Below are 24,524 nucleotides of genomic sequence, written 5' to 3'. Positions count from 1 at the left end.
CGGTCAGGGCGTGCAGCCGCGCACCGCGTCTCCTGCGCCGCCGTTCTCGCGCACCAGCTGCACCTCGATGCAGGTGCGACCCGAGGGGTCGGCAGGCACGGCCACCGTCGTGTCCTCGACGCGCTGCGGGCTGCCGGCGCCGTCGAGGGTCACCGGATACCAGAGGTACGAGTCGCCGTCGGCGGGGTCGGGGTTCGACCACGTGAAGACCACCTCGGCACCCGACACGGCCCCGGCCACATCGGCCACGCGGGGCACGAACCCGGCGAGCGGGTCTTGCGGTGCGCTGCTCGGGGTGTCGCTGGCCTGGGGTTCGGCGGGCGTGGTGGGCTGCAGCATGCTGGCGATCAGCACCACGGCCACCACGACCGCGGCGGCGGCGCCCAGGGAGATCCACAGCCACATCCGCGAGCGGTTCGCCGGCGGCGGCGCGGCGGCGGTCCCATCGGTGTCGGGCTCGGTGTGCTCGACGTCCGCCGTGGTGGCGGCCGGACGGGCGGCGGATGCCGTACCGCGCTGCACCGTCTGATCGGCGGCGGGCTCGACCGTGCGGGGGCGCCGCACCGTCGAGTCCTGCCCCGCCCGGGCCGAGGGGCGCAGCACGGTCTCGTCGGGCGCGGCCGGTGCGAACGGTGATCCGGGACCGGCGGGCGCGAAAGGGGACGCAGAATCCGACGTCGCCTTGCGCCGCGTCGACCCGGCGGGCGGCGAGGTCGTCGGCTCGATGCTGACGATGCCGCGCACGCGGGTCAGCTCGCCGTCGGCATCCTCGTCCTCCTCCGCCTCGGGCGAGTCGTCGAGGATGTCGATCGGCGTCACCGAGTGGGCGAGCTCGATCTGCACGCGCTGCAGGGCTCGTGCGAAGGCGACGGCGCTGTCGAACCGCGCTGCCGGGCTCTTCGCCATCGCCCGTACGAGGGCCTGCTGCAGCGAGGGCGGCACGTCGGCACGTTCGAGCGACGCGACCGGCTGCGACTCGATGCGCTGGATGAGATCGGCGGCACCGTTGCGCCCGCCCGGCTCCTCGAACGGCGAACGGCCCGCCAGGAGCGTGTAGATCGTGGCGCCGAGCGCGTAGACGTCGGTGCGCACGCCCGAGTCGGATCCTTCGCCGAACGCCTCCGGCGGCGACCACGGGATCGACATACCGGCGGTCTCATCCGCGCTGTCGGTCGTCGTCGCGATGCCGAAGTCCGTGAGCGCCGGCCGGTTGTACTCGGTCACGAGGATGTTGGCCGGCTTGATGTCACGGTGCAGGATGCCGGCGCGGTGCGCGGTCTCGACGGCGGCCGCGACCTGGATACCCACCCGCAGCGCCTCCGCGACCGAGAACGGCGCGGCCCGATACCGTACCTGCAGGTTCGGTCGCGGACAGTTCTCCATCACGAGGTAAGGCCGCTGATCGTCGGCGAGACCCGCCTGGTAGATCGTGACGATCGCCGGGTGCGTGGAGAGCATCGCCATGACGTTGGCCTCGGCGGTGAACTGCTCGGCCGAACCCCCCGCCATCCGCTCGGGAAGCAGGACCTTCACCGCCACCTTGCGGCGGGGAAGCTGCTGCTCGTACAGGTAGACGTCGGCGAAACCACCCGATCCGAGCAGCTCGAGGTAGGTGAAGCCGGGCAGCTCGGGCGGCGGAGCCGGCGGCCGCTTCGCGCTCACGGCAGGTTCTCGAAGGTGATGGTGACACCGTCGCCGATGTCGAGCACATCGCCCGTGACGACCATCGTCGGCTCGTTCGGGTGCAGGCGCACGGGATCGTGGCCGCCGCGGAGCAGCACCGACCCGTTCGTGGTGTCGAGGTCGACGACGAGCACGTGCTCGCCCTCGGCGCGGATCTCGACGTGGTTGCGCGAGATGTCCTGCTCGGGGCTCTCGACCGCGATCAGGGTCGGCAGAGTGTCGCCGCTCGATCGCGACGAGCGGGGCCGGCGTCCGACGATGACGGTGTCGTCGAGCTCGACGACCTGCCCGTCCGACACGCGGATACGCCCGCGCGGCAGTCGTCGCGCGGGGACCGCGTCGGTGGACTCGTAGACCGCGGGCTCTCCACGCCGCGCATTGCGGATGTCGGCCACCGCGACGGTCTCGCCGTCATGGTCGCCGACGGGCGCGACCGAGGCCGTGGTGGCGGTGGCGGAGACGACGGTGGCGTCGTCCGCGGGGAGCGCGGGCTCCTCGGCGGGCTCCGGCTCGGCCGGCACCGTCGGGCGGACGATCGTCTCGCCCCAGATCATGGCGTGCTCCTCCGCCGCAGCGGTGTCTCCGGCCGGGATGTACGTCTCCGCTCCGGGGAGGTCGTCGGCGGATGACTCCGCGGCCTCGGGGTCGTCGTCGTCCGGTCGGGCCGCGTCGGCGTCCGCGGCGGCGGGCGTCGCGGCGGCGGGAAGCGGCGGAGTCGGGCCCGTCGGGACGGTCGGGGTGGGAGCCGGCGCCGAGACCACGGGGACCGCGGGCGGTGCGGGGACCGCGGGCGGTGCAGCGACCGGCGCCGGGGGCGGGACGACCGCGACGAACGGGCTCGCGGGGCGAGAACCGGGCCGTGCCCCGGTCAGGTCGACCGTCACGGAGTCTGCCGCGACGACCCCCTCGACGAACGGCAGAGACGAGGTCTCGTCGGCCGACTCGGCGAAGAGCGCCGACGCGCGACGCACACCCGGGATGTGCCTCTCGGCCCAGGTCGAAACGCCCCGGCCCGACACCGAGAGCGGGCCCGACTCGGTCTCGACGACGAGCTCGACCGGTCCGCGCACGGCGACGCGGAGGCCGTCGGCCTCGACGATCGCCAGGACGAAATCGGGGATGGCCGCGAGCGAGGTGCCGAACGCGCCGGTCAGCGCCTCGATGACGGCACCGATGCCGCGCTCCTCGAGACGACGCCACACGGCTTCGACCGTGGGGATCGAGACGTTCGCGGGCAGCGCCACGGCCGCGGCCGGAGCGAGCGCGACGCGCCAGTGCTCAGCGCCCGTCGCCGGGACGTAGCGGACCTCGACCATCAGGTTCTCCCCCCTGCGGCCGCCGCACGCGGCCGGGTGTCTGTGTCTGCGTCGTCGGATCTCTCGGACGGCACGGTGTCGTAGACGTCGTCATCGTCGCCGCCGTCGCCGTCGCCGTGCGCGTCGACCACGATGACGGTGACGTTGTCGCGGCCGCCGTGCAGCAGCGCCTCGTGGACGAGACGCTGGGCGGCGTCCTGCGGCTCGGCCTCCTCGTCGAGGATACGGGCGATCCGGTCGTCGTCGAGCTCGGTCGACAGACCGTCCGAGCAGACGAGGATGCGGTCGCCGGGCTCGGCCGGCAGCATCCAGAAGTCCGCGTGTCCGGTGCTGCCGGCGCCGAGCGCACGGGTGATCTCGTTGCGGCGCGCGTGCCGTGCGGCGGTCTCGGCATCCATACGGCCGGAGTCCACCAGCTCCTGAACGACCGAGTGGTCGACGCTGATCTGCTCGAGCCGGCCCCTCGCCCACCGATACGTGCGCGAGTCGCCGATGTTGAGCGCCAGCCAGTATCCGGCCGCGCCGACGCGCGTGAGCACCACGCCCGTCAGGGTCGTGCCCGCGGCCCGCTCGCCGGTCGCGAGGGCGTCGATGTTGCGGCGCGCCTGCTCTATCGCGGCGCGCACGTCGCGGTTCGACACCTCGGTCGCGCCGACGAACCGCTCGAACTCGGCGACGGCCGCGGCGCTCGCGCGCGCGCCGGCCTCGTGGCCCCCCATGCCGTCCGCGACGACGAACACGGGGGCGGCGGCGAGATAGGAGTCCTCGTTGGCTCGGCCGCGGAGTCCCGCGTGGGTCGCGGAGCCGTGGCCCGTGCGCACCGACATCGTCGTCACCGCACGACCTCGACGACGAGCCAGCGGTCGCCGAGATCGAGCCGGTCGCCGCTGCGCAGCGCCGTCTGGGCACCCGGCACGAGGGGGACGCCGTCCGCACCACGGGTGACGACGACGCCGTTCGTCGAAGCGCGGTCGATCACGGCGAGCCCGCCCGTGGCGACGGGCACCAGCTCGAAATGGGTCCGCGAGAGGGTCAGCGTCTCGTCGCGCAGCACGACCGCATCGGCCCCGGCGACCCGCACCGGGTCGCGGCCGAACACCGTGCGACCGTACACGGCGGTGCGCGTGCCGTCGTCCCACGCGAGCAGGGCCTGCAGGCCGCTGCGGATGTCGGGCACGCCCGCCAGCGGCTCCGTGTCGAAGATCATCGCGCTCATGACCCTCCTCGCGTGCGGCGCCGTCGCCCCCGCAGGAGCGAACGCAGGCTCAGCCGCGCGCGCAGCCGACGCCACACCGACACCCGACCGCTCATGCCCACGACGATCGCGTCGACCTCGCGCCAGAAGGCATCGACGTCCTCGGCGCTCGGCTCGCCCGGGCCGAACACGCGCGCGTCGGCCGACGTCGCGAGCGAGGTGACGTCTGGCTGCTCCATCGTCGATGCGACGATCTGCGCGCTCTCGGTGCGCGTCGCACCGGCGGCGACGGGTGCGTTCAGGTCGACCGCACGGTCGATCAGCTCGTCCCAGCCGCCCGAGATCCGGTCCGCCGTCCGGTCGGCGTTGCGTCGCTTGGCGCGTCGCGCGGTCTTGACGGCGCCCATGATGACGAAGGGCGCGAAGAGCACCGCGAGCACGCCGACGCCGATGCCGATGGGAGCGAGGATGGCGCCGATCCAGTCGAAACCGGGCTCCTCCTCCTCTTCCTGGTCGCGATCGTTCGCGATCGCGGGCGGCAGCTCCGCCGGCTCCTGCGCGGGCGGCGGGGGCTGCAGGACCTGGGGCTTGGGGTTGGCGCGCGGCGTGGTGGTCTGCTCGTTCGGCTCGTTGTCCTCGTCAGGCGTCGGATCGAACGGCACCCATCCGAACCCGTCGAAAGCGATCTCGACCCACGCGTGCACGTTGTCGCCGGTAGCGGTGAACTCGCCGCCGGCCTCGGCATCCTTCTCGGGATGCCAGCCCATGACGACGCGCGCGGGGATCCCCAGCTGGGCCGAGAGCAGCGCCATCGCCACGGCGTACTGCTCGTCGTCGCCGATGATCTCGTCGCCGCCGAAGAAGCTCGTGATGCGGGCGGCGCCGTGCCCCGACGGCGAATAGGGGTCGTCCTCGAGCCCATGGCTGAAGTAGCCGTCGGTCGACAGGTAGGTCTGCAACGCGCGGGCCTGCTCGATCGGGGTCTCGGCGTCGCCGACCGCCTCGGTGGCGACCTGCGACAGCCCCTCGGGCACGCCCTCCTGCTTCGGCATCTTCACCGGCGCGAACGTGGCGTCCGCGAGCGCATCGTCGGTCGGGACGACGGGGAACACGGTGTCGACCGTATAGCTCATCCCGGACGCGACTCCGGCGGTGACCGCCGCGGTTCCCGTCGCATCGTTGTAGTGCGCGGTGCGGCGCAGCTCCTCGGCGCGATCACCCTCGAACTCGATCGAGCGCACGGCACCGGCATCCGGAAGCCACACGCCGCGCAGCTCGTCGATGTCGATCCGCAGCCGGCCCGGAACGCCCTCGGCGTCCGGCGACATGTTCGAGCGCAGCGGGGTGAACGAGCTCGACGAGCCCGCCCCCTCGTCCGAGACGTTGAACACGATGCCGTTGTAGGCGTCCATGGTGGCCAGGCGGATGCGACCGTCCTCCGGCAGCCCCTGCACGGTGAAGAGCGTGGCGTCCGCCTCGTCGCGGACCAGACCGCGGAACGACTGCAGCGGGCTCGGATACTGCTTGACGTCGAAAGGCGGGATGACGACATCGCGGAGCACGTAGCGGGTGCTCGGCGGGCTCGCGACCGCCGCCGTCGTGACGCCGACGCCCACGGCGACGGCGACGACCGCCGCGCCCGACACCAGGCGGCGCAGACGGGTGTGCTTGAGGGCGTCGGCGTCGGCCGCGCCCGTCGGCTCGATCCGCACGGCTGCATTGTTCGGATCCCAGGCCTGGCGGAGCGCCAGCCACACCGACGCCACGACGGCGAAGACGACTCCCTGCACGATGGGCACCGCGGGCTCGGTCATGCCGAGCAGGATCTGCGCCACGAGGAAGGCCGTGACCGGGATGAGCGCCCACGCCGCCTGGCGCAGGCGGAGGGCGAGCGAAGCCGTGAGCACCGCCGCGACGAGCGTGAGGAGGAACGGCACGATGAGGTGCCCGTCGTAGGGGGCGACGGGGGCGACGGTCGTCAGCAGGCGCTTCCACGACTGCACCGAGCCGAGGGCGAGCTTCGTCCAGGTGTCGAGCGTGGGGACGAAGCCGAACAGGGCCGTCTGCGGCAGCGCGAGCACCCCGCCGAACACGAAGTACGCCGCGACGGTGAGTCCGGCGGTGGGGAGCACGCCCCAGCGACGCCGTGCGCACAGCCACGCGATGCCGACACCGAGCACGATCGCGCCGAATCCCGCGACGAGATAGGCGCCGCCCTCGAAGGTCGGTCCGAACCCGACGACCGCGACCGCGAGGAGCAGCACGACGGCGGCGAGGTCGAGCACGAGGCGGCGGACGGCGGTCGAGATCACGAGAGCACCTTCCGCATCGCGGGCGCGAGCTGGTCGAGCGCGCTGATCGAGATGACATCGGCGTCGCCGACGCGGCGCAGCAGCGGCACCTCGAGCGATGTGTCGGCGACGATCGCGAGCACACGGACCCCCTGGGGCAGACGCGAGCAGGCGAGCTTGAGCTCGGCCGAGTCGGCGCCGGAACCGCAGAAGAGCACGACGATGGCGATGCCGTGCGAGTTGATGGCGATCGTCCCGGCGAGGGCGACGACGCCGCCGTCGCGCTGGCGGGAGTACTCGATCGAGGCGAGGTTGTCGAGCAGGCGCCGCGGACCCTGCGTGCGCAGCGGTCCGAGCTGGGTGCGCGCCTCGAGCACGCGTGAGTCGCGCAACGCGCGGAGGCCGATCGACCCGGCTGCCGAGATCGCGAGCTCGAACTCCTCGGGATCGGCGTAGTCGCCGGCGTAGGTCGAGAGCCCGAGCACGAAGTGCGAGCGGCGGGTCTCTTCGTACTGGCGCATCATCAGTTCGCCGACCCGGGCGGTGGACTTCCAGTGGACGTGCCGCAGGTCGTCGCCGGGCTGATATTCGCGCAGCGCGTGAAACGAGACGTCGTCACGGGCCAAGTGGGAGGACGGCAGTCCCTCGAGGTCGCGCAGGCGCCCGAGCGACAGCCCCTCGAGCGGAACGGTGCGCGGGTGCACGTACAGATCGACGGCCTGACGGCGGTCGCTGCTGCGCTCGAAGAGGCCGAGCGGGTCGCCGCGCAGCACGCTGACAGGCCCCACCGCGAGCACGCCCCGGGCGGTCGTGGGGATGGCGAAGAGCTCCTCGTGCACGGCCTCCGGAGCCAGGCGCGGAACGTCGAACTCGCCGCGCCCCGAGCCGACGGGCAGCACGACGCGCGACGGCAGGATCGAGCGCGAGGTGCCGTTGGCCAGGGTGAGTCCGCCGATCGCCCGCTCGCCGACCACCACGTGCGTGCGCGTCAGGTCGAGGTCGACGTCGTACGCGGTGCCGCCGAACAGGAAGGGGATGCTGATGAGCACGATCGCGGTCAGGATGACGGCCGCGATGATCATCTCCTGCCAGCCGAAGCTCAACGCGACGACCCAGAGCAGCACGGTCGCGGACAGCAGCACCCACCCGAGCGGGCGAACGGTGCGCGTGATCAGCCGGATGACGCGCTGCGCGACCGTCCACCACGACTCCGCCCGCTCGCGCCACGCCTCGAGCCGTGAGGGGGCCTCCGCGTTGACGGGTGCGGCGTCGGCCGACAGGGTCGTCGTCCCCACCCGCACGGTCGCGTCGGCGTCGCGGGTCGTCGACCCGACGGTCGCGGCATCCGTGGTCGTCCCCGTGCCGACAGCAGTCGTCGCGTCCGGCGTCGCACCGCCGGCAGCACTCCGGCCCCGGCGCGTGCGACGCGTCGGGGTCGGGGCGGCAGGGGGTGTCGTCATCAAGCGTCCGCTCGCGCGAGCGGCGCCTCGACGTCGGCGAGGGCGTTGTTCATGACCGTCTCAGCCGTCGTGCCGGTGAACTCGGCCTCGGGGTCGAGCACGAGGCGATGGGCCCAGACGGGCACCGCGAGCAGCTTGATGTCGTCGGGAACGACGTAGTGGCGGCCCTGCGCGGCGGCATAGACCTTCGCGATGCGGATCATGGCGATCGCGCCGCGCACCGAGACGCCCAGGCGCGTCGCCGAAGCCTCGCGCGTGGCCTCGACGATTTGCGCGGCGTACCGCGCCACGACGGGGTCGATGTGCACGGTCGAGGCGAGGTCGGCCATCTCGCCGACCGCGTTGGTCGTGATGACGGGCTTCAGGCTCGCCGAGGGGTTGCGGTCGACCGCCCCGACGAGGATGCGCTCCGACACGGCGAGGGTCGGGTAGCCGATCGAGGTCTTGATCATGAACCGGTCGAGCTGCGCTTCGGGCAGCTTGTAGGTGCCCGCCTGCTCGATGGGGTTCTGCGTGGCGACGACCAGGAACGGGCGACCGACCTCGTGCGCGACGCCGTCGACCGTGACCCGCGACTCCTCCATGACCTCGAGCAGCGCCGACTGCGTCTTGGGCGAGGCGCGGTTGATCTCGTCGGCCAGGACGATCGAGGCGAAGACGGGTCCGCGGTGGAACTCGAAGCGCTTGTTCGCCTGGTCGTAGATCGTCACACCCGTGACGTCGGAGGGCAGCAGGTCGGGTGTGAACTGGATGCGCGTCGACGTGCCCTGCACGCTCGCCGCGATCGCCTTCGCCAGGCTCGTCTTACCCGTTCCGGGAGCGTCCTCCAGCAGCACGTGTCCCTCGGCGATCATCGCCGACAGCACGAGGGCCACGACCTCGCGCTTGCCGAGGAGTGCCGCGTCGACGTTGTCGATCAGCCGCGTGAAGGTGTCGCGGAACCACGCTGCCTGCTCGGGTGTCATGCTCATTCGTTCTCGTTCCTCGTGGTGAGTGGATGCCGGGGGCCGTGCGGCGCTACCAGCGTGTGTGCTCGCTGTCGCCCCAGCCCTTGATGCGGACGAAGGCGTCGTAGCCGTCCGAGCCGAGGTAGCAGGTGAGCTCGACCGAGCCGTCCGCCGGGACGTTGAACGGGCCGTCGTAGCTGTTGAACTTGCCGCCGTCGCTGTAGCAGTCGATGCGGTAGCTGCCGGCGGGGAAGTTCGACGTGTTCAGGCGGAAGTAGTAGCACCCGTTCGCGCAGCCCGATTTCGGCGTGCCCTTCGTCAGCCATGCACGCGGCTGCGGGGGCGGCGGGGCGTCGGGCGTGCGGACCTCGGCTCGAGCGGTCGTCGTCGTGCTGCCGTCTGCCGACGTGCGGACGTCGATCGTCTGCGTGCTGCTGTAACCGACATCGCCCCGCTGGTTCGACCCGCTCGCGTCGACGCGCTGCCAGCCGCCGCCGTTGATGCTGATCTCGGTCACGACGTCACGGCCGTTGCGTGCGGGAGACGACCACGACAGGGTCACGCGGTTGCCGTCGCGCGTGGCGCTCGCCGAAGGGTTGCCGATCTGGCCGTAGGGCGCGACCTGGTTCGACGCTCCCGAGGGCTCGCCCTCGTACGTCGATCCGTCGGCGGTCGCGACCGCGCGCACCCGAACGGTGTAGGCCCCGTTGTTGTTCACCTGGCCGTTGCCGATCGTGCCGGAGCCGCCGTTGCCGCCGCCGACCCAGTCGGAGCGCCAGCCGCCGTTGTTGACGGAGTACTGGTAGGCGACCTCGCCGGGGTTCGCGCCGTTGAGGGCGCCGGCCGTCCACGAGACGGTGACGCGGTTGTCGCCCTCGGCGGCGCTGACGCCCGTCGGCGCTCCCGGCGGCGTGAAGGCGCGGCGGGGTGCCGACGAGGCGCTCCACTCGCCCCAGCCGGCCTTGTTCTGCGCGCGGACGACGAACGTGTAGTCGCTCGTCGAGGTGTCGACGGTCACGGCCTGGCTCGTCTGACCGGCCGGCACGCTGATGGTGTCGACCGTCGCGCCGCCGCGGCGCACCTGCAACTGGTACCCCGCGATCGCGTCGCCGTTGTTGGCCGGCTGGTTCCAGCTCACCTGCATCTGCGACCGGTTGCCGACGGGGTTCAGACGCTGCGTCGACGGCGCACCGGGGGCGTCCGGCTTGCCGGCCGGCACCATCGACTGCGACCAGACGCTCCAGCTCGACGGCTCGGGCGCGCGGTTGTGGGCGCGGACGCGCACCTGGTACTGCACACCGTTCTGCAGGCCGTCCCACGTGATGCGGGTACCGGTGACGCCGGTCTTCTCGGCGACTCCCGACGGCGGCGCCGGCGAGATCTGCAGGCTGTAGCTCTCGACGGGCGAGCCCTCGGTGCGCGGCACCGTCCACGTCACGTCGAGGCTGCGGTCGCCGAATGCGAGACTCGGCGGGTTCGGGGTGTCGGGCCGCTGGTCGGGACGCGCGGTCTCGGACGGCAGCGACGGGTCGGACTCGCCGACGCGGTTCGTGGCGGTGACGACGAAGTTGTACTCGACGTTGTTCGTCAGCCCGTCGAGGGTGCAGGTCGTCGACCGGCATTCGCGACTGTAAGCGCCCGAGGTCGTCCGCACCGTGTATCCGGTGATCGAGGCGCCGTTGTCGATGGGCGGCGACCACGCGAGCACGACGGTGCGGCTCTCGACGCTCGTGACGGTCGGCTTGCCCGGCGCGTCCGGGCGGCCCTGCACCGTGATGCGGATCTGACCGTCGACCTGACGGTCGGGATCCTCGGTCGCGTCGCCGATGCGGTAGCGCACCACGAGCGTCCCGACGAAGTCCGCGTTGCTCGTGACCTCGACACGGTCGCCGGCGACACGGGCGTCGCCGCCGGTCGTCTCGCTGAAGGCCCCGACCAGGGTGAGCGGGGTCTCCGGGAACGGGTTGACGTCGTTGTCGAGCACCGGCACCGAGACGGTGGCGCCCTGGTCGGCCTGTTCGATGACGTCGGTGTTCGCCGTCGCGAGGGGCCGCGTCGACGCGGTGACGGTCACGGTGATGCTCGCGGTGACGGGATCGGACTCACCGTCGGTGACGCTCACCTGCACGGGGAGCGCCGTGCCCTTCGCGACGTCCGTGCTCGCCGAGACCGACAGCACGGAGCCGTCGACCGACGCCGTCAGTCCGTCGGGCGCGCCGCCGACGAGGGCGAACCGGAGGTTCTCGGCGTCGCCCGGGTCGGGGTCGGTCGCGAGCGCGGCGAGATCGAGCGTGCGCGCGTCCTCACCCTGAGCGACCTCCATCTGCGCGCCGATCATGGTCGGCGGCCGGTTGTCGGGCGGGGTCACCGTGATCGGGATCGCGAGGGTCGCCTTGCGTCCCGCCGGATCGTCGGGACCGGCACCGTCGGTGACCTCGAAGCTCAGGGCGTCCTGCCCGAAGTACTCGGCGGCCGAGGTGTACACGAGCGTCCGCTCATCACGGACGAGCGAGGCGCCGTCGGCGTGCGAGGCGCTGACCTTCTCGGCCTCCGTGATGACCACCTCGCGACCACCTGACGTGCGCACGTAGTCCGCCAGCGGCAGCTCGACCGTCTCCCCGCTCTGCACCACGAGGGGCTCGGTCGAGATGAGGGTCGGCGGCAGCTCGGCGAGGGCCGGCACGTGGATGAACGCGGCTGCGGTGAGACCGTCCTCGTCGGTGATGAAGTAGGTGATGAGCTGCCGTTCGTCGGTCAGCTGCACCGAGACGCCGTTGTCGGGGCGGACCGACGCATTCTCGCCACCGACGCCGAGCGTGACCCCGAGCGCGGCACGCGTGCCGTCCGGGTCGTCGTCGTTGTCGAGCACGGGCACGATCGCGAAGCCGTTCTCGTCGACGTCGTCGGCGCGCACCCGGTCATCGCGCGCGATGGGCCGTTGCAGCGGCACGTCCTCGTCGACGGTGATCTGGACGGGAGCCGTGGCCGTCAGGCCGCGGGCGTCTTCGATCGTGTACTGGATGCTGGTGTTCATCGGCACGTCGGGAGCGGTGATGATGACCTGCTCGCCCGAGACCTCGGCCGCGAGCCCGTCGACATCGGGCACCTCGAGGGCGTCGGCGGCGAACCCGAACTTGTCGCCGTCCGGGTCGGAGTCGTTCTCGAGAACCGACACCGCGACCTGGCGACCGGGACGCATGATGACGGCATCCTTCACCGCGTACGGCGCCTGGTTCGTCGTCTCGGCGGGTGCGATGCCCACCTGGATGCGGGCCGTGCCCTCCTTGCCGAGACGATCGCGCACGCGGTAGGTGAAGGAGTCGGACCCGACGCTGGTGTCGAACGCCTCGTAGACGAACGTGTTCGAGCCCGTCTCGACGATACGGCCCTTGCTCGGCGAGCTCGCGAGTCCGATGAGCTCGACGGAGTCGCCGTCCTCGTCGATGCCGTCGAGGGGCACGGGGATGGTGACGTCCGAGCCGCTGAGCGTGCGGGCGGTGAGGTCGCGCGGGCGCGGTGCGGCGTTCGCGTCGTCCTGCCGCGGCAGGATCTGGATCGTCACGTAGGCGCCGGCGCGCTGGCCCGCGCTGTCGACGGCCTCGTACGTCGCGTTGACGGTCTTGGGCTCGTCGCCGGCGCGGAAGCGGAGCTTGTCCTCCGAGACGAAGACCTGTCCGTCGGCCTCGTCGATGAGGGGCGGCACGAGCTCGGGCGAGACGTGCAGCGTGTCGCCGTTGGGGTGCGTGTCGTTCGCGAGGACGTCGATCGTCACGACGTCGCCGACGCGGACGACGGCGGTGTCGTTGTTCGCGACGGGTGGGCGCAGCCGGTCGGGCGCGGGGATCGGGATGACCACGATCTCGCCGGTGGCCGACTGCTCGCCGTTCGAGATCGTGTACGCCACACGGGTCTGCTGCGACAGCGACCCCTGGTCGGTGATACGCACCGTCTCGTGGCCGAGCACGGCCGCGGTCACTCCGCCCTCGGGGTCGGCGGTGACCGACTGCACGACGAGGATGCCGCCAGCGGGGTCGGTGTCGTTGCCGAGGACGTTGACGAGCACGTCGCCACCGGTCGGCAGGAGCGCGACGTCGCGGACGGCGACGGGCGGCAGGTTCGTGTCGGCCGCCGGCAGCACATCGACGCGGACGAGACCGGGAACGCTGTTCGGGCCGGCCGAGACGAGGTAGTCGACGTAGTAGGTGTTCACCACGTCGGAGGTGAATGTGAAGGTCTGCTCCGCGAAGTCGGGCTGGATCGTCGCGCCCTCGACCTCGTCGACGCGCGTCAGACGCAGCGGCTCGCGCCCCGCGCTCGTGTCGTTGGCGAGCGGCGAGACCGTGACCGACTGGCCGACGCGGGTGACGACGTGGTCGGCGTTCGTGACGGGCACCGTCGTGCCGGGAGGGCGCACGTCGATGCGCAGGATGCCGGCGCCGTCGTCCGTGCCGTCGGAGACGACGATGGGAACGTCCTTGCGCCCCTGCACGGCACCGATCGCGCGGTAGGTGATCTGGCCGTCCGAGGTGAAGTCGGCCTCGTCGCCGCCGTCGGCCTGCACAGACTTCAGGAAGATGTCGTCGCCGTCGGGGTCGATCCACTCGGTCAGCACGTTGTACGACGTGGTGCCGCCGGCCTCGACCGTGACGGGCGTCACGCGCTGCTGAACGGGCGGCGAGTTCTCGTCGTCGCCGCGGACCGCGAGACGGACGGTCGCCGTGGCCTCGCCGCCGCGGCCGTCGTCGGCGGTGTACGTGAACGACGTCGATCCGGACGCGTCGTCGGGGACCTTGATCTGCAGTGCGCCGCCGTTCTGGATCTGCGAGATCTCACCGAACGCGGGATCGCTCGTCGCGGAGGCGACGAGCACGTCGCCGTCGGCGTCGGTGTCGTTGAAGAGCACGGGCAGCACGGTCGTCCGGCCGGGGCGCACGCCGAACGAGTCGTCGACGGCGATGGGCGGCGTGTTCTCATCGGTCCGCTCGGGGAGGGCCGTCTCGACGGTCTCCTCGGTCGTCTCCTGCTCCTCGTCGCCGGTGCCCTCGGGCGGGGTGATGTCGGTCCAGTTGTCGACGCGCTGCATGTTGTCGCTCGCGAGCCAGGCGGCGCCGCCGAAGACGTCGTTCAGCACGACGACGTCGCGGTTCACGCGGAACTCGAGCTTCGCCGCCGGGTCGATGCCCTCGATCTCCTGGACGACGTCGTCGGCGTCGTCGGCGCAGTCGCGCACGAAGATGCCCGAGCCCGACCAGGCCCCGTAGGCGCATCCGCCGACATAGACCGGCTCGGCGGGGGTGCCTTCGCCGCCCGCCTCGATCGTCGTGGTGTCGCCGCCCGGGTCCACCCGCAGGAGACCGGTCGTCGTGCTCACGGTGAGCGTCTCCGCGGCGTTCGACGGGCGCTGGAGCAGCGCATCGGCCGGCAGTTGCGTCTGCGAGCCGTCGCCGCCGTGGAGGAGATTGGTGTCGCGGTCGAGCACGAACGGGATCTGACCGAGCGCGGTGATGGCCAGCTCGTCGTCTTCGGCGACGCCCTCGAGATCGCGCTCGGCGGTCTGCGCCACGGTTCCGTCGCCCAGCGGGGCGTATGCGAAGAGTTTCGCCTCCGTCGCGGACGCGCCATAGATCGTGCCGTCGGTGCCGACGGTGGCCGTCGACCCCTCGCCGAGTTCGGCGATCGGCTCGTTCGCCTCGAAGCTGAAGCCGTTCACACCCGCGAACTGCACCGTCCGCAGGTCACCGGCGGCGTCGAGCACGGACACGGTGTCGGATCCGAGGGCGATCTGGGCGCCCGGCTGGACTTCGGCGGTTCCCGACAACACGACCTTCGCGGGGTCGACGGCGGACATCGCGGATCCGTCCGCGTCGACGACCACGACGCGTGCGCCCGACTGCAGGACGTCGTATTCCGCCGCGGTCGTGCGCAGGCTGCCGTCGAGGACGCGGGACTCGTTGTTGTAGTGGCCGACCAGCAGGCTCGACTGCTTCGTGACCCAGACACCACCGTCGTGGAGGTCGACCTCGGTCGTGGGCTCGCCCTCGTAGGCGACGGCCAGCGTGCCGATGGTGAGCGCGGCGACCGTGACGATGCCGGCGGAGATGAGAGTGCGGGGGCGCGCCCGCAACCATGAGGTCGACTTCATCGTGCTCGGCTCCCCCCCGGGGCGACAATCATCGGCCCGGGCCTCCGGGCGCGCGCTGGTTGAACTGCGCAACTACCCTACGGCAGGCCGCGTAACGGATTTGTCGCTTGACATGGGGAGTTCTCCCCATGGGCCTGGGGCCCCGGATGTGCTGCGCCGCTCGCCGTCAGCCATCACGAGGTCACGGAGTCACACCGGGTCCGTCGCGCGGTGGCATCCGGCGACGTGATCGTCGACCATGCCAGAAGACTGCATGAGGGCGTACATGGTGGTCGGCCCAACGAACCGGAAGCCGCGTCGGCGTAGGGCCTTGCTCAACGCCTCGGAGTCGGCCGTGACGGCGGGCAGATCGGCCAGCCCCGCGGGGCGGCGACGCGCGGGGGGCGCGAAGGACCACAGGAACTCGTCGAATTCATCCTCGGCGAACTCGAGCATCAGGCGGGCGTTCGATATGGTGGCCTCGATCTTGGCGCGGTTGCGGATGATCCCGGGGTCCGCCATGAGCCCGGCGACGTCGGACTCGTCGAAGGCCGCCACGCGCGCGGGCTCGAAACCGGCGAACACCTCACGGAACCGGGGGCGCTTCCGGAGGATCGTGATCCAGCTCAGCCCCGCCTGGAAGCCCTCGAGGCTCACCTTCTCGAAGAGTGGACGGTCGCCGCGGAGCGGCCGGCCCCACTCCTCGTCGTGATAGCGCCGGTACTCGCCGTCGTCGCCCACCCAGCCGCATCGTGCGAGGCCGTCGGGTCCGGTGATGAGATCGATCGTCACCGGGCCAGGCTAGCCAGCGCGTCCGACGGTGGACGCTCGCAGGCGGGTCACGACGAGCGCGTCTTGCCCGAGGATCCCGGCTTCCCCGATGCGCCGGTCCTGCCGGGCGTCGCGAGCGACTTCTCCGAGACCGGTGCCGCCCCCGACGCGGCGAGCCCCGCGAAGTAGGCGCGCGCCTCGCGCTGCCGCTCCGCCTCCACGCCCGACGCGATGGGCGCGCGGACGTGCTCGGGGGCGAAGCCGAACGCGTCGACGAGGTCCTGGGCGTGCGGACGGAGCCGAGCGCACAGGCGGTCGATGTACCGCGTCACGGCGGCGCCGCGCTGCGCCGAGAGGCGACCGTTGACGAGGTACCAGGCGAGATGGCGCTCGATCAGGCTGAGCCCGAAGAGATCGCGCAGCCATACGAGGACCTGGCGGGTGCCCTCGTCCTCGATCCGCTTGATGCCCTCGGCGAACGCCTCCCACTGCAGCAGTTCGCCGTGCGCGCGGGCCGCCTCGATGAGCTCGGACTGGTGCGCGTTGAACACCGCGGCGGCATCCGCCTGCGACATCTTCGCGGCCGGGCGGAGCGCAGCGGCGACGGTCGCGATCATCTGCTCGACCCGGCCGGTGAGCAGCTCGTGCTGCTGCTCGGCACGCAGCCCCCGCTCGACGGACCGCGCGGTCTGACCGAAGTCGGCGACGGACTGTCCGAGCTGACGCAGCCCCGCTCCGTGGAAGACGCGCTCCGCCGTCGACACGGCGGCGAACTTGGCCAGCGCTGCGGCATCCGCCCCGCGGAACTGCTTCGCGTAATCGTTGAGCAGCCGCTTGCCGACCAGCTGCAGCAGCACGTTGTTGTCGCCCTCGAACGTGACGTACACGTCGAGGTCGTGGTGCAGGTCGACCATGCGGTTCTCCGCCAGGAAGCCCTGGCCGCCGCAGGCTTCGCGGCACTCCTGGATCGTGTCCAGGGCGTTCCACGTCGAGAGCGGCTTCAGTGCGGCGGCGAGGGTCTCGAGGTTCTCGCGCCCTTCCGGGGTGTCGGTGCGCCCCGAGAACACGCCGTCGAACGCCTGCAGCAGCTCGTCGTGAGCGAAGTACTGCGCGTAGGTCTGCGCGAGCCGCGGCAGCAGCCGGCGCTGGTGGCGGCCGTAGTCGAGCAGGGTCACCTCGTCGGTGCCGGCCCCCGAGTCGAACTGGCGGCGCTGGTTCCCGTACGTGATGGCGATGTACTCCGACAGCGCCGACGCCGTCGTCGCCGAGCCGTCGAGCGAGACGCGGCCCTGCACGAGGGCCCCGAGCATCGTGAAGAAGCGCCGTCCCGGGCTCTCGATCTCCGACGAGTAGGTGCCGTCGGGCGCGACGTCGCCGTAGCGGTTGAGGAGGTTGGTGCGCGGGATGCGCACGTGGTCGAAGTGCAGCCGGCCGTTGTCGATGCCGTTCAGGCCGCCCTTGACGCCGTCGTCCTCTCCGCCGACACCGGGCAGGAAGCCTCCCTCGTCGTCGCGCAGCGGCACGAAGAAGCAGTGCACGCCGTAGTTGACGCCGCCGGTGATGAGCTGGGCGAACAGGGTCGCAGCCTTCCCGTGCACCGCGGCGTTCCCGAGGTAGTCCTTCCACGCACCCCGGAAGGGCGTGTGGATGACGAACTCCTCGGTTTCGGGATCATAGGTGGCGGTGGTGCCGATGGCGGCGACATCCGAGCCGTGGCCGGTCTCGGTCATCGCGAAGGCGCCCGGCAGCCGCATCTCCATCGCGTCGCGCAGCCAGGCGTCGTGATGCGGCTTGGTGCCGAGCTGGTGGATCGCCGACCCGAACAGGCCCCACTGCACGCCCGACTTGATCTGCAGGCTGGGGTCGGCGAGGACGAGCTCCTCGAAACCGGCGAGGTTGGCGCCGTTGTCGCCGCCTCCGCCGTACTCCTTCGGGTACGCGCGACCGGATGCCCCCCGTTCGACCAGCAGGTGCAGCTGCTTCAGCACGCGTTCCCGGTGCGAGGCCATCGCCTCGCCCGGGATCTGCCAGAACACCGGGTCCTTGATCATCTCGCGCGCCTCGCGCCGCGTCGACGCCCAGGTGCCGAGCAGCAGGTCGGTGACGGCCTCGATGTCGATGCGGGGCTCGTGCGCCTCGCCCGCGGTGCGGGGCGCGGTCGGCGCTCCCCCCGCGGGGGTGCGGTTTGCAGTTGCGGGCTTGTGGGGGCGAACAGCGGCGTCGGTCATCGCGTGCCTTTCGACGTCGGAAGGATCGGAGTCGATTATCACGGTAGGTGTTCCACAACGCGCGTCCAACTGTGTTGGACAACAGCCACAAGCCCCGAACCGGACGTCGCCGGTCGGGCTTGTGCGCCGGCTACACCCGGGCGTCCGGACCCGACAGCTCGACGCGGTGGCCGAAACGGAAGAGGGGGTCGGCGGTGTCGAACGGCACATCGGGCCGCGAGGCCTCGACGGCGGCCATGGAGCGCGGGATGTCGAAGGGCAGTCGCCCCTCTGCGCGAGCGACGCCGGTGAGCACGTCGAGCAGTGCCGCGGCGCTCGCTCCCCAGTTCGCGACGACCGCAGCGCCGGTCTCGACGATGGGGCCGAGGATCGCCGGGCGATCGAGGTAGACGTCGACGACGGTCGGCACCGAGGCCGCGACCTGGGCGACGTGCTCCAGGACGTCGACGGGGAAGTCGAGCGACCCGGCGTGAAAGTGGTTCTCGAACGCCGAGCCCCGCTCCTCGTACGGCGCCTGAAGTCGCAGGACGGCGAGGTCGGCCCCCACCGGCGACGAGACCACCTCGCCGTAGCGGGCGGCGACGTCGGCATCCACTCCCTCGACGTAGAGCCTGATGCCGCGCGCGAACGGCAGGGCATCCGACGTCTGCAGCACGGTGATCGAGGCGCGCTGCGCGGCGTCGCCGGCGGCGCGGAACTCCACCGATCCGGCGATGGCGTCGGCGGCATCCGCATCGACATACGGGTCATCGAACAGGCCGAGCACGAACTTCTCGCGGAGCAGTCGCCGCGCCGAGACGTCGAGCCGCTCCTCGCTCACGACGCCGTCGGCCACGAGCTGCAGCAGGATCTCGGTGCACCGCTCGCCGCCGAACTGGTCCGCGCCCGCGTCGAGGATCCGGGCCATCCGCTCAGCGGGGGTCAGGTGCTCGACGCCCCAGGCCCGGGCGGGGAACTCCGTGCCCATGATGTCGCTGTCGGTCACGAGGCCCCAGTCGGTGCAGACGATGCCCTCGAACCCGAAGCGCTCGCGCAGCAGTCCCGTGAGCACCGACTTGTTGAAGCCGAATCCGACCTCCTCGTACTCCGTGCCCATCGGCATCCCGTAGTACGGCATGACCTGGCTGACGCCCGCCTCGAACGCCGCGGCGAACGGCTCGAGGTGCAGCTCGAACGCACCGCCGGGATAGACCTGCTCGCGACCGTAGGCGAAGTGCGGATCCTCGCCGTCCTGCTGCGGGCCGCCGCCCGGGAAGTGCTTGACCATCGTCGCGACCGAGTGCGGACCGAGCTCGTCGCCCTGGAAGCCCCGGATGTACGCGGCGCCCAGGCGCCCCGACAGCTCGGCGTCCTCCCCGAACGTCTGCAGCTGACGGGCCCAGCGCGGCTCGGTGGCGAGATCGACCTGGGGATGCAGCGCGACGCGGATGCCGACCGACAGATACTCCCGACGGGCGATGTCGCCGAACCGGCGCACGAGGTCTTCGTCGCGCGTCGCCGCGAGACCGAGCGCGTCGGGCCACTCCGAGAACGGACCGGCGAGCATCGCGGCACCGGGGTTGTCGGAGAACGAGTTGCGCGGGTCGGTCGAGATCGTCACCGGGATTCCCAGACGCGTGGACGCCGCGAGCTCCTGCAGGCGGTTGTGCCAGCGCGCGATCTCCCCCGCGCTCGGCGCCGCCCCCAGCAGATTGAAGTGCGTCATGTGGCGCTCGTTGACGTACTCGTCGGTCGACGGCAGGCCGAAGGCCGAGTCGCCCGACGACAGCTCACCGCCCGGGCCGATCGTGATCATGGTCTGGAAGAAGAGTCCCGCCTTCTCCGCCACGGTCATCTGCGACAGCAGCAGCTCGACGCGTTCGGCGATCGGCAGGCTCGTCTCGAGCCAGGGGCGCTCAGTGGTCATTTCACTCCCTTGTTGCGGCAGACCAGGACGACTGCTCCTGAGCGTATCCGAATCCCGACCGATTGGTAACTGAAAACCGATCGCACGGCAACCTCGCCCCTAGACTGACCGCGAAGGGAGCGACGTGACCACTGCGACCCCACCCACGGGCGGTGCCGACGGCGCCCGTGGCGACCGGGATACTCGCGGTGCCCGCGCCCGGCAGACCCGGGAACGCATCGTCGCCTCTGCGCGCACGCTCTTCGTCGCGCAGGGATATCGGGCGACGTCGATGCGGGACGTCGCCGCCGGCGCCGGCATCAGCCACACCGGCCTGCTCAAACATGTCGCCTCGAAGGACGAGCTGCTGGCGGCGGTCGTGGCCGCCCTCGAGGCCGAGAACGCGGCGCTCGACCGGGTCGGCGCGGGAGCCGCCCTGCCGTTCGCCGCACTCGCCGCGCACAACGAGCAGGTGCCGGGGTATCTCGAGCTGTTCGCGGCGCTCAGCGGCGAGGCGTGCGCACGGACGCACCCGGCCCACCGGTCGATGGCCACCCGATACGACCGCATCCGCGACCTCGCGTCTCGGTCACTGGAAGCGGGCATCGCGTCCGGCGTCGTGGCGCGCGAGCGGGACGTGCGTGGCGAGAGCGTGCGGATCACGGCGGCATGGGACGGACTGCAGGTGCTGCGCCTGTACCTCCCCGGTCGCATCGACGTCGCATCGATGCTCGCATCGCACTCCGCATCGCTCGGGCGGGCGCCCGGCCGGCGCACGTCGGGCGGCGGCGCTCGTCGACCGGATGCCGCCGCCCGTGGCGGGCGCGAGAACGTGCCCGCCGCCCCGCAGATCGACGCAGCGACCCGCGATGCTCCCGATGACGGTTACCGGGTCGGGCGCGAGCGGCGCGAGCGCATCGTCGCCGACGCGATCGCGCTCTTCGCCCGCCAGGGTTACGTCGAGACGAGCCTCCGCGATATCGCCGCGGCCGTCGGCGCGTCGAAGTCGACGCTGCTCCACCATTACCCGACGAAGGCGGATCTGCTGCGAGCCGTCATGGTGGCGCGCGACGAACGCGTCTCCGCGACCGTCGGCAGCGGGAGCGCCCCCGGCGACGGTGCCGCTCGCCTGCGGGCGTTGCCGGCCGCAGCAGCGCGCGATGCGCGAGACGAGCCCGGACTGATCGAGGTCTATGCGGTACTCAGCTGCGAGGCCATCCCCGCCGACCACCCCGCGCACACCCACTTCCGCGACCGCTTCGACCGTTCGATCGACGAGTTCGCCGCGCTGTTCCGAGCGGCGCAGGCCGACGGCATCCTCTCGTCGCACCGCGACCCCGTCGCCGAAGCCGTCTGGCTTCTCGCCCTGTGGGACGGGCTGCAGTACCAGTGGCTCTACGACCCGGAGGCGGTCGATGTCGCGGCGCACCTGAGAGCGCATCTCGCGGATGTCCTGCCCTGAGGTGTGTTGACGCGCTGGTGCTCGAGCGGCGGGTCGCCGTGCGCGGGCGTCGTGCGGCGGGTCGCCGCGGGTGCGGGCGCGGGCCTGGGTCAGTGCGACGCGACGACGGCCAGCACGGCGTCGCCGTACGCTTCGCGTTTCTTCGCGCCGATGCCGGTGATGCCCTCGAGGTCGGCGGCGGAGCGCGGACGACGATCGGCGAGAGCGCGCAGCGTCGCGTCGCCGAAGACGATGTAGGCGGGAACACCCTGCTCGCGCGCCTGTTCGGCGCGCCACGCCCGCAGAGCCTCGAAGAGGTCGCGGTCGCCCTCGGCGACCTGCTCGGCCGCGGCCGTCTTGCGCACGCGCGACCCGCCGCTGTTCTGGCCGCGTCCGAGGACGTCGCGCCGCAGCGGCACGCCGGCCTCGCCCTTGAGCACCGGTGCCCCGGCGTCGCCGACGGCGAGCACGCCGTACTCACCCCGGGCGACGAGGATGCCGCGGGCCAGGAGCTGCCGGATGACACTGCGCCAGTCCTGGTCGGACAGGTCTGAGCCGAGGCCGTACGTCGCCAGCTCGTCGTGACGCTGCTGGCGGATGCGCTCGGTCGAGGCACCCCGCAGGATGTCGACGAGGTGGCCGGCGCCGAACGACTGGTTGCGCTCGCGCTGCAGCCGGACGATCGTCGACAGCAGCTTCTGGGCCGGGACGAGGCCGTCCCAGGTGTCGGGCGGCGTGAGGCACGTGTCGCAGTTGCCGCACGGCGCGGACTCCTGCCCGAAGTAGCCGAGCAGGTTCTGGCGGCGGCAGGCGACGGTCTCGCAGAGCGCGAGCATCGCATCGAGGTGCTGCCCCATCCGCATCTTGAACGTGCGGTCGCCGGGGCTCTGGTCGATGAGGCGCCGCTGCTGCACGACGTCGCCGAGACCGTACGCCATCCAGGCGATGGAGGCGTCGCCGTCGCGCCCTGCGCGGCCCGTCTCCTGGTAGTAGCCCTCGACGGACTTCGGCAGATCGATGTGGGCGACGAAGCGAACGTCGGGCTTGTCGATGCCCATCCCGAACGCGATCGTGGCGACCATCACGACGCCGTCCTCGCGCAGGAACCGAGACTGATGGGCCGCGCGCATCTCGGCCGGGAGGCCCGCGTGGTACGGCAGCGCATCGAGCCCCTGCGCGGCGAGGTAGTCGGCGGTCTGCTCGACCGATTTGCGGCTGAGGGCGTAGACGATGCCGGCCGAGCCCTCGGGCATCGAGCGGATGAAGGTCACGAGCTGCCGCCGCGGATCGACCTTGGGCTCGATGCGGTACTGGATGTTCGGGCGGTCGAAACTCGCCACGAAGTGGCGCGCCTCCGGCAGCCGCAGCCGTTCGGTGAGCTCCTGGTGCGTGGCGCGAGTGGCGGTCGCGGTCAGAGCCATGCGCGGCACCCCGGGGAATCGCTCGTCGAGGTCGCCGAGCGCGAGGTAATCGGGCCGGAAGTCGTGTCCCCACTGCGACACGCAGTGCGCCTCGTCGATGGCGATGACGCTCAGCGCGCCGCGCTGCAGCAGCTGCGTCGTCTGCGGCACGCTCAGGCGCTCGGGGGCGACGTAGAGCAGGTCGAGCTCGCCGGCGAGGTACGCCTGCTCGACGCCCGCACGCTCGCCCGGCGACTGCGTCGAGTTCAGGTAGGCCGCGCGGACACCGTTGGCGATCAGGGCGTCGACCTGGTCGTGCATGAGTGCGATCAGCGGGCTGACCACCAGCCCGGTGCCGGGGCGGACGAGCGCGGGCACCTGGTACGTGATCGACTTGCCGCCGCCGGTGGGCATGAGCACGACCGCATCCCCGCCGCCGACGACGTGCGAGACGATGTCGCCCTGGTCGCCGCGGAATTCGTCGTAGCCGAAGACCTCTTTCAGCACGGCCCGCGGGTCGGCGTTCGTGAAGTCGCGGCGGGCGAGCGAGAGCACGGCCGCCGGTGCCGCGGTGACGGCCCGGGCGGGCGTCGATGAAGGCCGCGCCGACGCTGAAGCGGCGCGGGACGCCGACGACGGGCCGGCATCGGCGGCCGGGCTCCGATCGCGGGTGGCGCGGGCCACCGCCGCGCCGTAGCCGTCGAACTCGGGCGGAGGCGGAGCGTCGAGGTCTTCGGGCGGCGCGAACTCGTCGGGGTTCCAGTCGAGATCGGCGTAGGGATCGGCATCCCAGGACTGCTGCTCTCGACTCACCCGATTCACGATAGCCGTGGCATGCGACATCCCGCTCCGTGCCCTCACAGGCTCGGGCCTGGACGCCGCGCCGTCAGCACCAGCGCTCGGCCAGCGTCATCACGACGCCGACGTTGCGGTTCGTGGCGACACCGAGCAGCTTGGCAGCCCCCAGCGGGTCGACCGTACCGTCGCGGTAGCCGGGCAGCAGCAGGGCGTGCACGGCGCGGCCCCGGACGAGCATCCGCCCCGCGGGGGTCGCGAGGCCCTCGACGCGGGCGGCGAGGTCGCCGTCGAGCTCGTCCTTCAGCAGGTAGACGTAGTGGCGCGCGAGGCCCGGGTGGGCCGCGCTCACGTCGAGCGCATCGGCCGCGAGCGCCGCGAACTCGTCCGCTCGGAATGTGATCGTCAAAACCTCGAACCCCCGGTCGGCGGCGAATGCACGCTCGAGCGTCTGCTCGATCTTCGTGCGCGAACGCATGCGGGTCTCGAAGCGGATGTTGCCGGTGTTGATGTGCGTCTGCACGTTGTCGAAGCCGGCCTCCTCGGTGACCCGCCGGATGTCGTCCTTCGGGAACACGCGCGTCGCGCCGAGGTTGATCGCCCGCAGGAACCCGAGGTGTGTGGCCACGGCCTCATCATGCCCCGGGCCCGCGACATCCGCCCCCGGGCCCGCGACATCCGCCCACCCCCGGGTTGCACGTCTCGGGGCGGGTCGCCGGAGCGGGGGCGGGTTGCCGAGGCAGACGTCGGGGCGGGACGTCGGGGCGGGTTGCATGTCCCGCCGACAGGCTCAGCCCCCGATTCCCGCCCGCACCCGGACCTGCAGCCATGCTCAGCCTGCGCACGGCACGAAGAGAGCCGGGGCCTGGGCTGCCCCCGGGCGCGGGTCGGCGGAGCTCGGGCATGGGTCGGCGGGGCTTGGGCTGGGCGCAGGTTGGGCCGGGCGCGGGTCGGCGGGGCTTGGGCCGGGCGCCGGTTGGTCCGGGCGCGG

The 24,524-nt window shown here is 71.9% G+C and carries 14 protein-coding genes; 1 reads left to right on the top strand and 13 read right to left on the bottom strand.

The window, feature by feature from the left end; all coding sequences use genetic code 11:
- Nucleotides 1-3: 3 nt before the first annotated feature.
- From BLT21_RS10620 to BLT21_RS10570, 11 genes are all read right to left on the bottom strand, one after another.
- Nucleotides 4-1,662, bottom strand: coding sequence for a serine/threonine-protein kinase (locus BLT21_RS10620; protein ID WP_091501774.1), 1,659 nt, complete (start codon nucleotides 1,660-1,662; stop codon nucleotides 4-6).
- Complete coding sequence (locus BLT21_RS10615; RefSeq protein ID WP_091501773.1) at nucleotides 1,659-2,999, bottom strand: FHA domain-containing protein; 1,341 nt, start codon at nucleotides 2,997-2,999, stop codon at nucleotides 1,659-1,661. Before BLT21_RS10615 ends, BLT21_RS10620 begins: the two co-directional genes overlap by 4 nt.
- The gene (locus BLT21_RS10610; RefSeq protein ID WP_091502255.1) at nucleotides 2,999-3,826 is read right to left on the bottom strand and encodes a PP2C family protein-serine/threonine phosphatase; all 828 of its coding nucleotides are present in this window, start codon (nucleotides 3,824-3,826) and stop codon (nucleotides 2,999-3,001) included. Before BLT21_RS10610 ends, BLT21_RS10615 begins: the two co-directional genes overlap by 1 nt.
- Nucleotides 3,827-3,831: 5 nt before the next feature.
- Nucleotides 3,832-4,215 carry an FHA domain-containing protein gene (locus BLT21_RS10605; RefSeq protein WP_091501772.1) on the bottom strand — a complete coding sequence of 128 codons (384 nt, stop codon included), beginning with the start codon at nucleotides 4,213-4,215 and terminating at the stop codon, nucleotides 3,832-3,834.
- Nucleotides 4,212-6,506 carry a transglutaminaseTgpA domain-containing protein gene (locus BLT21_RS10600; RefSeq protein WP_091501771.1) on the bottom strand — a complete coding sequence of 765 codons (2,295 nt, stop codon included), beginning with the start codon at nucleotides 6,504-6,506 and terminating at the stop codon, nucleotides 4,212-4,214. Before BLT21_RS10600 ends, BLT21_RS10605 begins: the two co-directional genes overlap by 4 nt.
- Nucleotides 6,503-7,945 (bottom strand): DUF58 domain-containing protein, encoded by a 1,443-nt coding sequence (locus tag BLT21_RS10595; protein WP_091501770.1) that lies wholly within the window; start codon nucleotides 7,943-7,945, stop codon nucleotides 6,503-6,505. The genes BLT21_RS10600 and BLT21_RS10595 overlap by 4 nt, the downstream gene beginning before the upstream one ends.
- Nucleotides 7,945-8,916: an AAA family ATPase gene (locus tag BLT21_RS10590; RefSeq protein ID WP_091501769.1), complete on the bottom strand. Its 972-nt coding sequence runs from the start codon at nucleotides 8,914-8,916 to the stop codon at nucleotides 7,945-7,947. The genes BLT21_RS10595 and BLT21_RS10590 overlap by 1 nt, the downstream gene beginning before the upstream one ends.
- A 46-nt stretch (nucleotides 8,917-8,962) precedes the next feature.
- Complete coding sequence (locus BLT21_RS10585; RefSeq protein ID WP_091501768.1) at nucleotides 8,963-15,034, bottom strand: Ig-like domain-containing protein; 6,072 nt, start codon at nucleotides 15,032-15,034, stop codon at nucleotides 8,963-8,965.
- A 189-nt stretch (nucleotides 15,035-15,223) separates the two neighbouring features.
- A complete protein-coding gene (locus BLT21_RS10580) occupies nucleotides 15,224-15,799 on the bottom strand; it encodes a DNA-3-methyladenine glycosylase I (RefSeq protein ID WP_091502253.1) in 576 nt (191 codons plus the stop codon).
- A gap of 53 nt (nucleotides 15,800-15,852) precedes the next feature.
- Nucleotides 15,853-18,012, bottom strand: a complete 2,160-nt coding sequence (locus tag BLT21_RS10575) for an acyl-CoA dehydrogenase family protein (protein ID WP_091501767.1) — start codon at nucleotides 18,010-18,012, stop codon at nucleotides 15,853-15,855.
- A 130-nt stretch (nucleotides 18,013-18,142) separates the two neighbouring features.
- Nucleotides 18,143-19,918: a glycoside hydrolase family 3 protein gene (locus BLT21_RS10570; protein WP_091501766.1), complete on the bottom strand. Its 1,776-nt coding sequence runs from the start codon at nucleotides 19,916-19,918 to the stop codon at nucleotides 18,143-18,145.
- 124 nt (nucleotides 19,919-20,042) lie between these two features.
- Here BLT21_RS10570 and BLT21_RS10565 point away from each other — a divergent pair, with 124 nt between their 5' ends.
- Nucleotides 20,043-21,359 carry a TetR/AcrR family transcriptional regulator gene (locus BLT21_RS10565; RefSeq protein ID WP_256336030.1) on the top strand — a complete coding sequence of 439 codons (1,317 nt, stop codon included), beginning with the start codon at nucleotides 20,043-20,045 and terminating at the stop codon, nucleotides 21,357-21,359.
- Nucleotides 21,360-21,448: 89 nt separating this feature from the next.
- Here BLT21_RS10565 and recQ read toward each other — a convergent pair whose 3' ends face one another.
- Both recQ and BLT21_RS10555 read right to left on the bottom strand, forming a co-directional pair.
- Nucleotides 21,449-23,551: a DNA helicase RecQ gene (gene recQ, locus BLT21_RS10560; protein WP_256336029.1), complete on the bottom strand. Its 2,103-nt coding sequence runs from the start codon at nucleotides 23,549-23,551 to the stop codon at nucleotides 21,449-21,451.
- A 73-nt stretch (nucleotides 23,552-23,624) separates the two neighbouring features.
- Nucleotides 23,625-24,161, bottom strand: coding sequence for a DUF1697 domain-containing protein (locus BLT21_RS10555; protein WP_091501764.1), 537 nt, complete (start codon nucleotides 24,159-24,161; stop codon nucleotides 23,625-23,627).
- Nucleotides 24,162-24,524: the final 363 nt, after the last annotated feature.

The sequence above is a fragment of the Microbacterium sp. cf332 genome (assembly GCF_900102175.1).
Classification (GTDB): domain Bacteria; phylum Actinomycetota; class Actinomycetes; order Actinomycetales; family Microbacteriaceae; genus Microbacterium.
This window is presented reverse-complemented; position numbering and strand designations above follow the sequence as displayed.

Excerpts from the sequence above, each read along its gene's own strand:
- BLT21_RS10585 (WP_091501768.1), bottom strand. The coding sequence starts at position 15,034 with ATGAAGTCGACCTCATGGTTGCGGGCGCGCCCCCGCACTCTCATCTCC.
- BLT21_RS10610 (WP_091502255.1), bottom strand. The coding sequence starts at position 3,826 with ATGTCGGTGCGCACGGGCCACGGCTCCGCGACCCACGCGGGACTCCGC.
- BLT21_RS10575 (WP_091501767.1), bottom strand. The coding sequence starts at position 18,012 with ATGACCGACGCCGCTGTTCGCCCCCACAAGCCCGCAACTGCAAACCGC.
- BLT21_RS10595 (WP_091501770.1), bottom strand. The coding sequence starts at position 7,945 with ATGACGACACCCCCTGCCGCCCCGACCCCGACGCGTCGCACGCGCCGG.
- BLT21_RS10605 (WP_091501772.1), bottom strand. The coding sequence starts at position 4,215 with ATGAGCGCGATGATCTTCGACACGGAGCCGCTGGCGGGCGTGCCCGAC.
- BLT21_RS10570 (WP_091501766.1), bottom strand. The coding sequence starts at position 19,918 with ATGACCACTGAGCGCCCCTGGCTCGAGACGAGCCTGCCGATCGCCGAA.
- BLT21_RS10615 (WP_091501773.1), bottom strand. The coding sequence starts at position 2,999 with ATGGTCGAGGTCCGCTACGTCCCGGCGACGGGCGCTGAGCACTGGCGC.
- BLT21_RS10590 (WP_091501769.1), bottom strand. The coding sequence starts at position 8,916 with ATGAGCATGACACCCGAGCAGGCAGCGTGGTTCCGCGACACCTTCACG.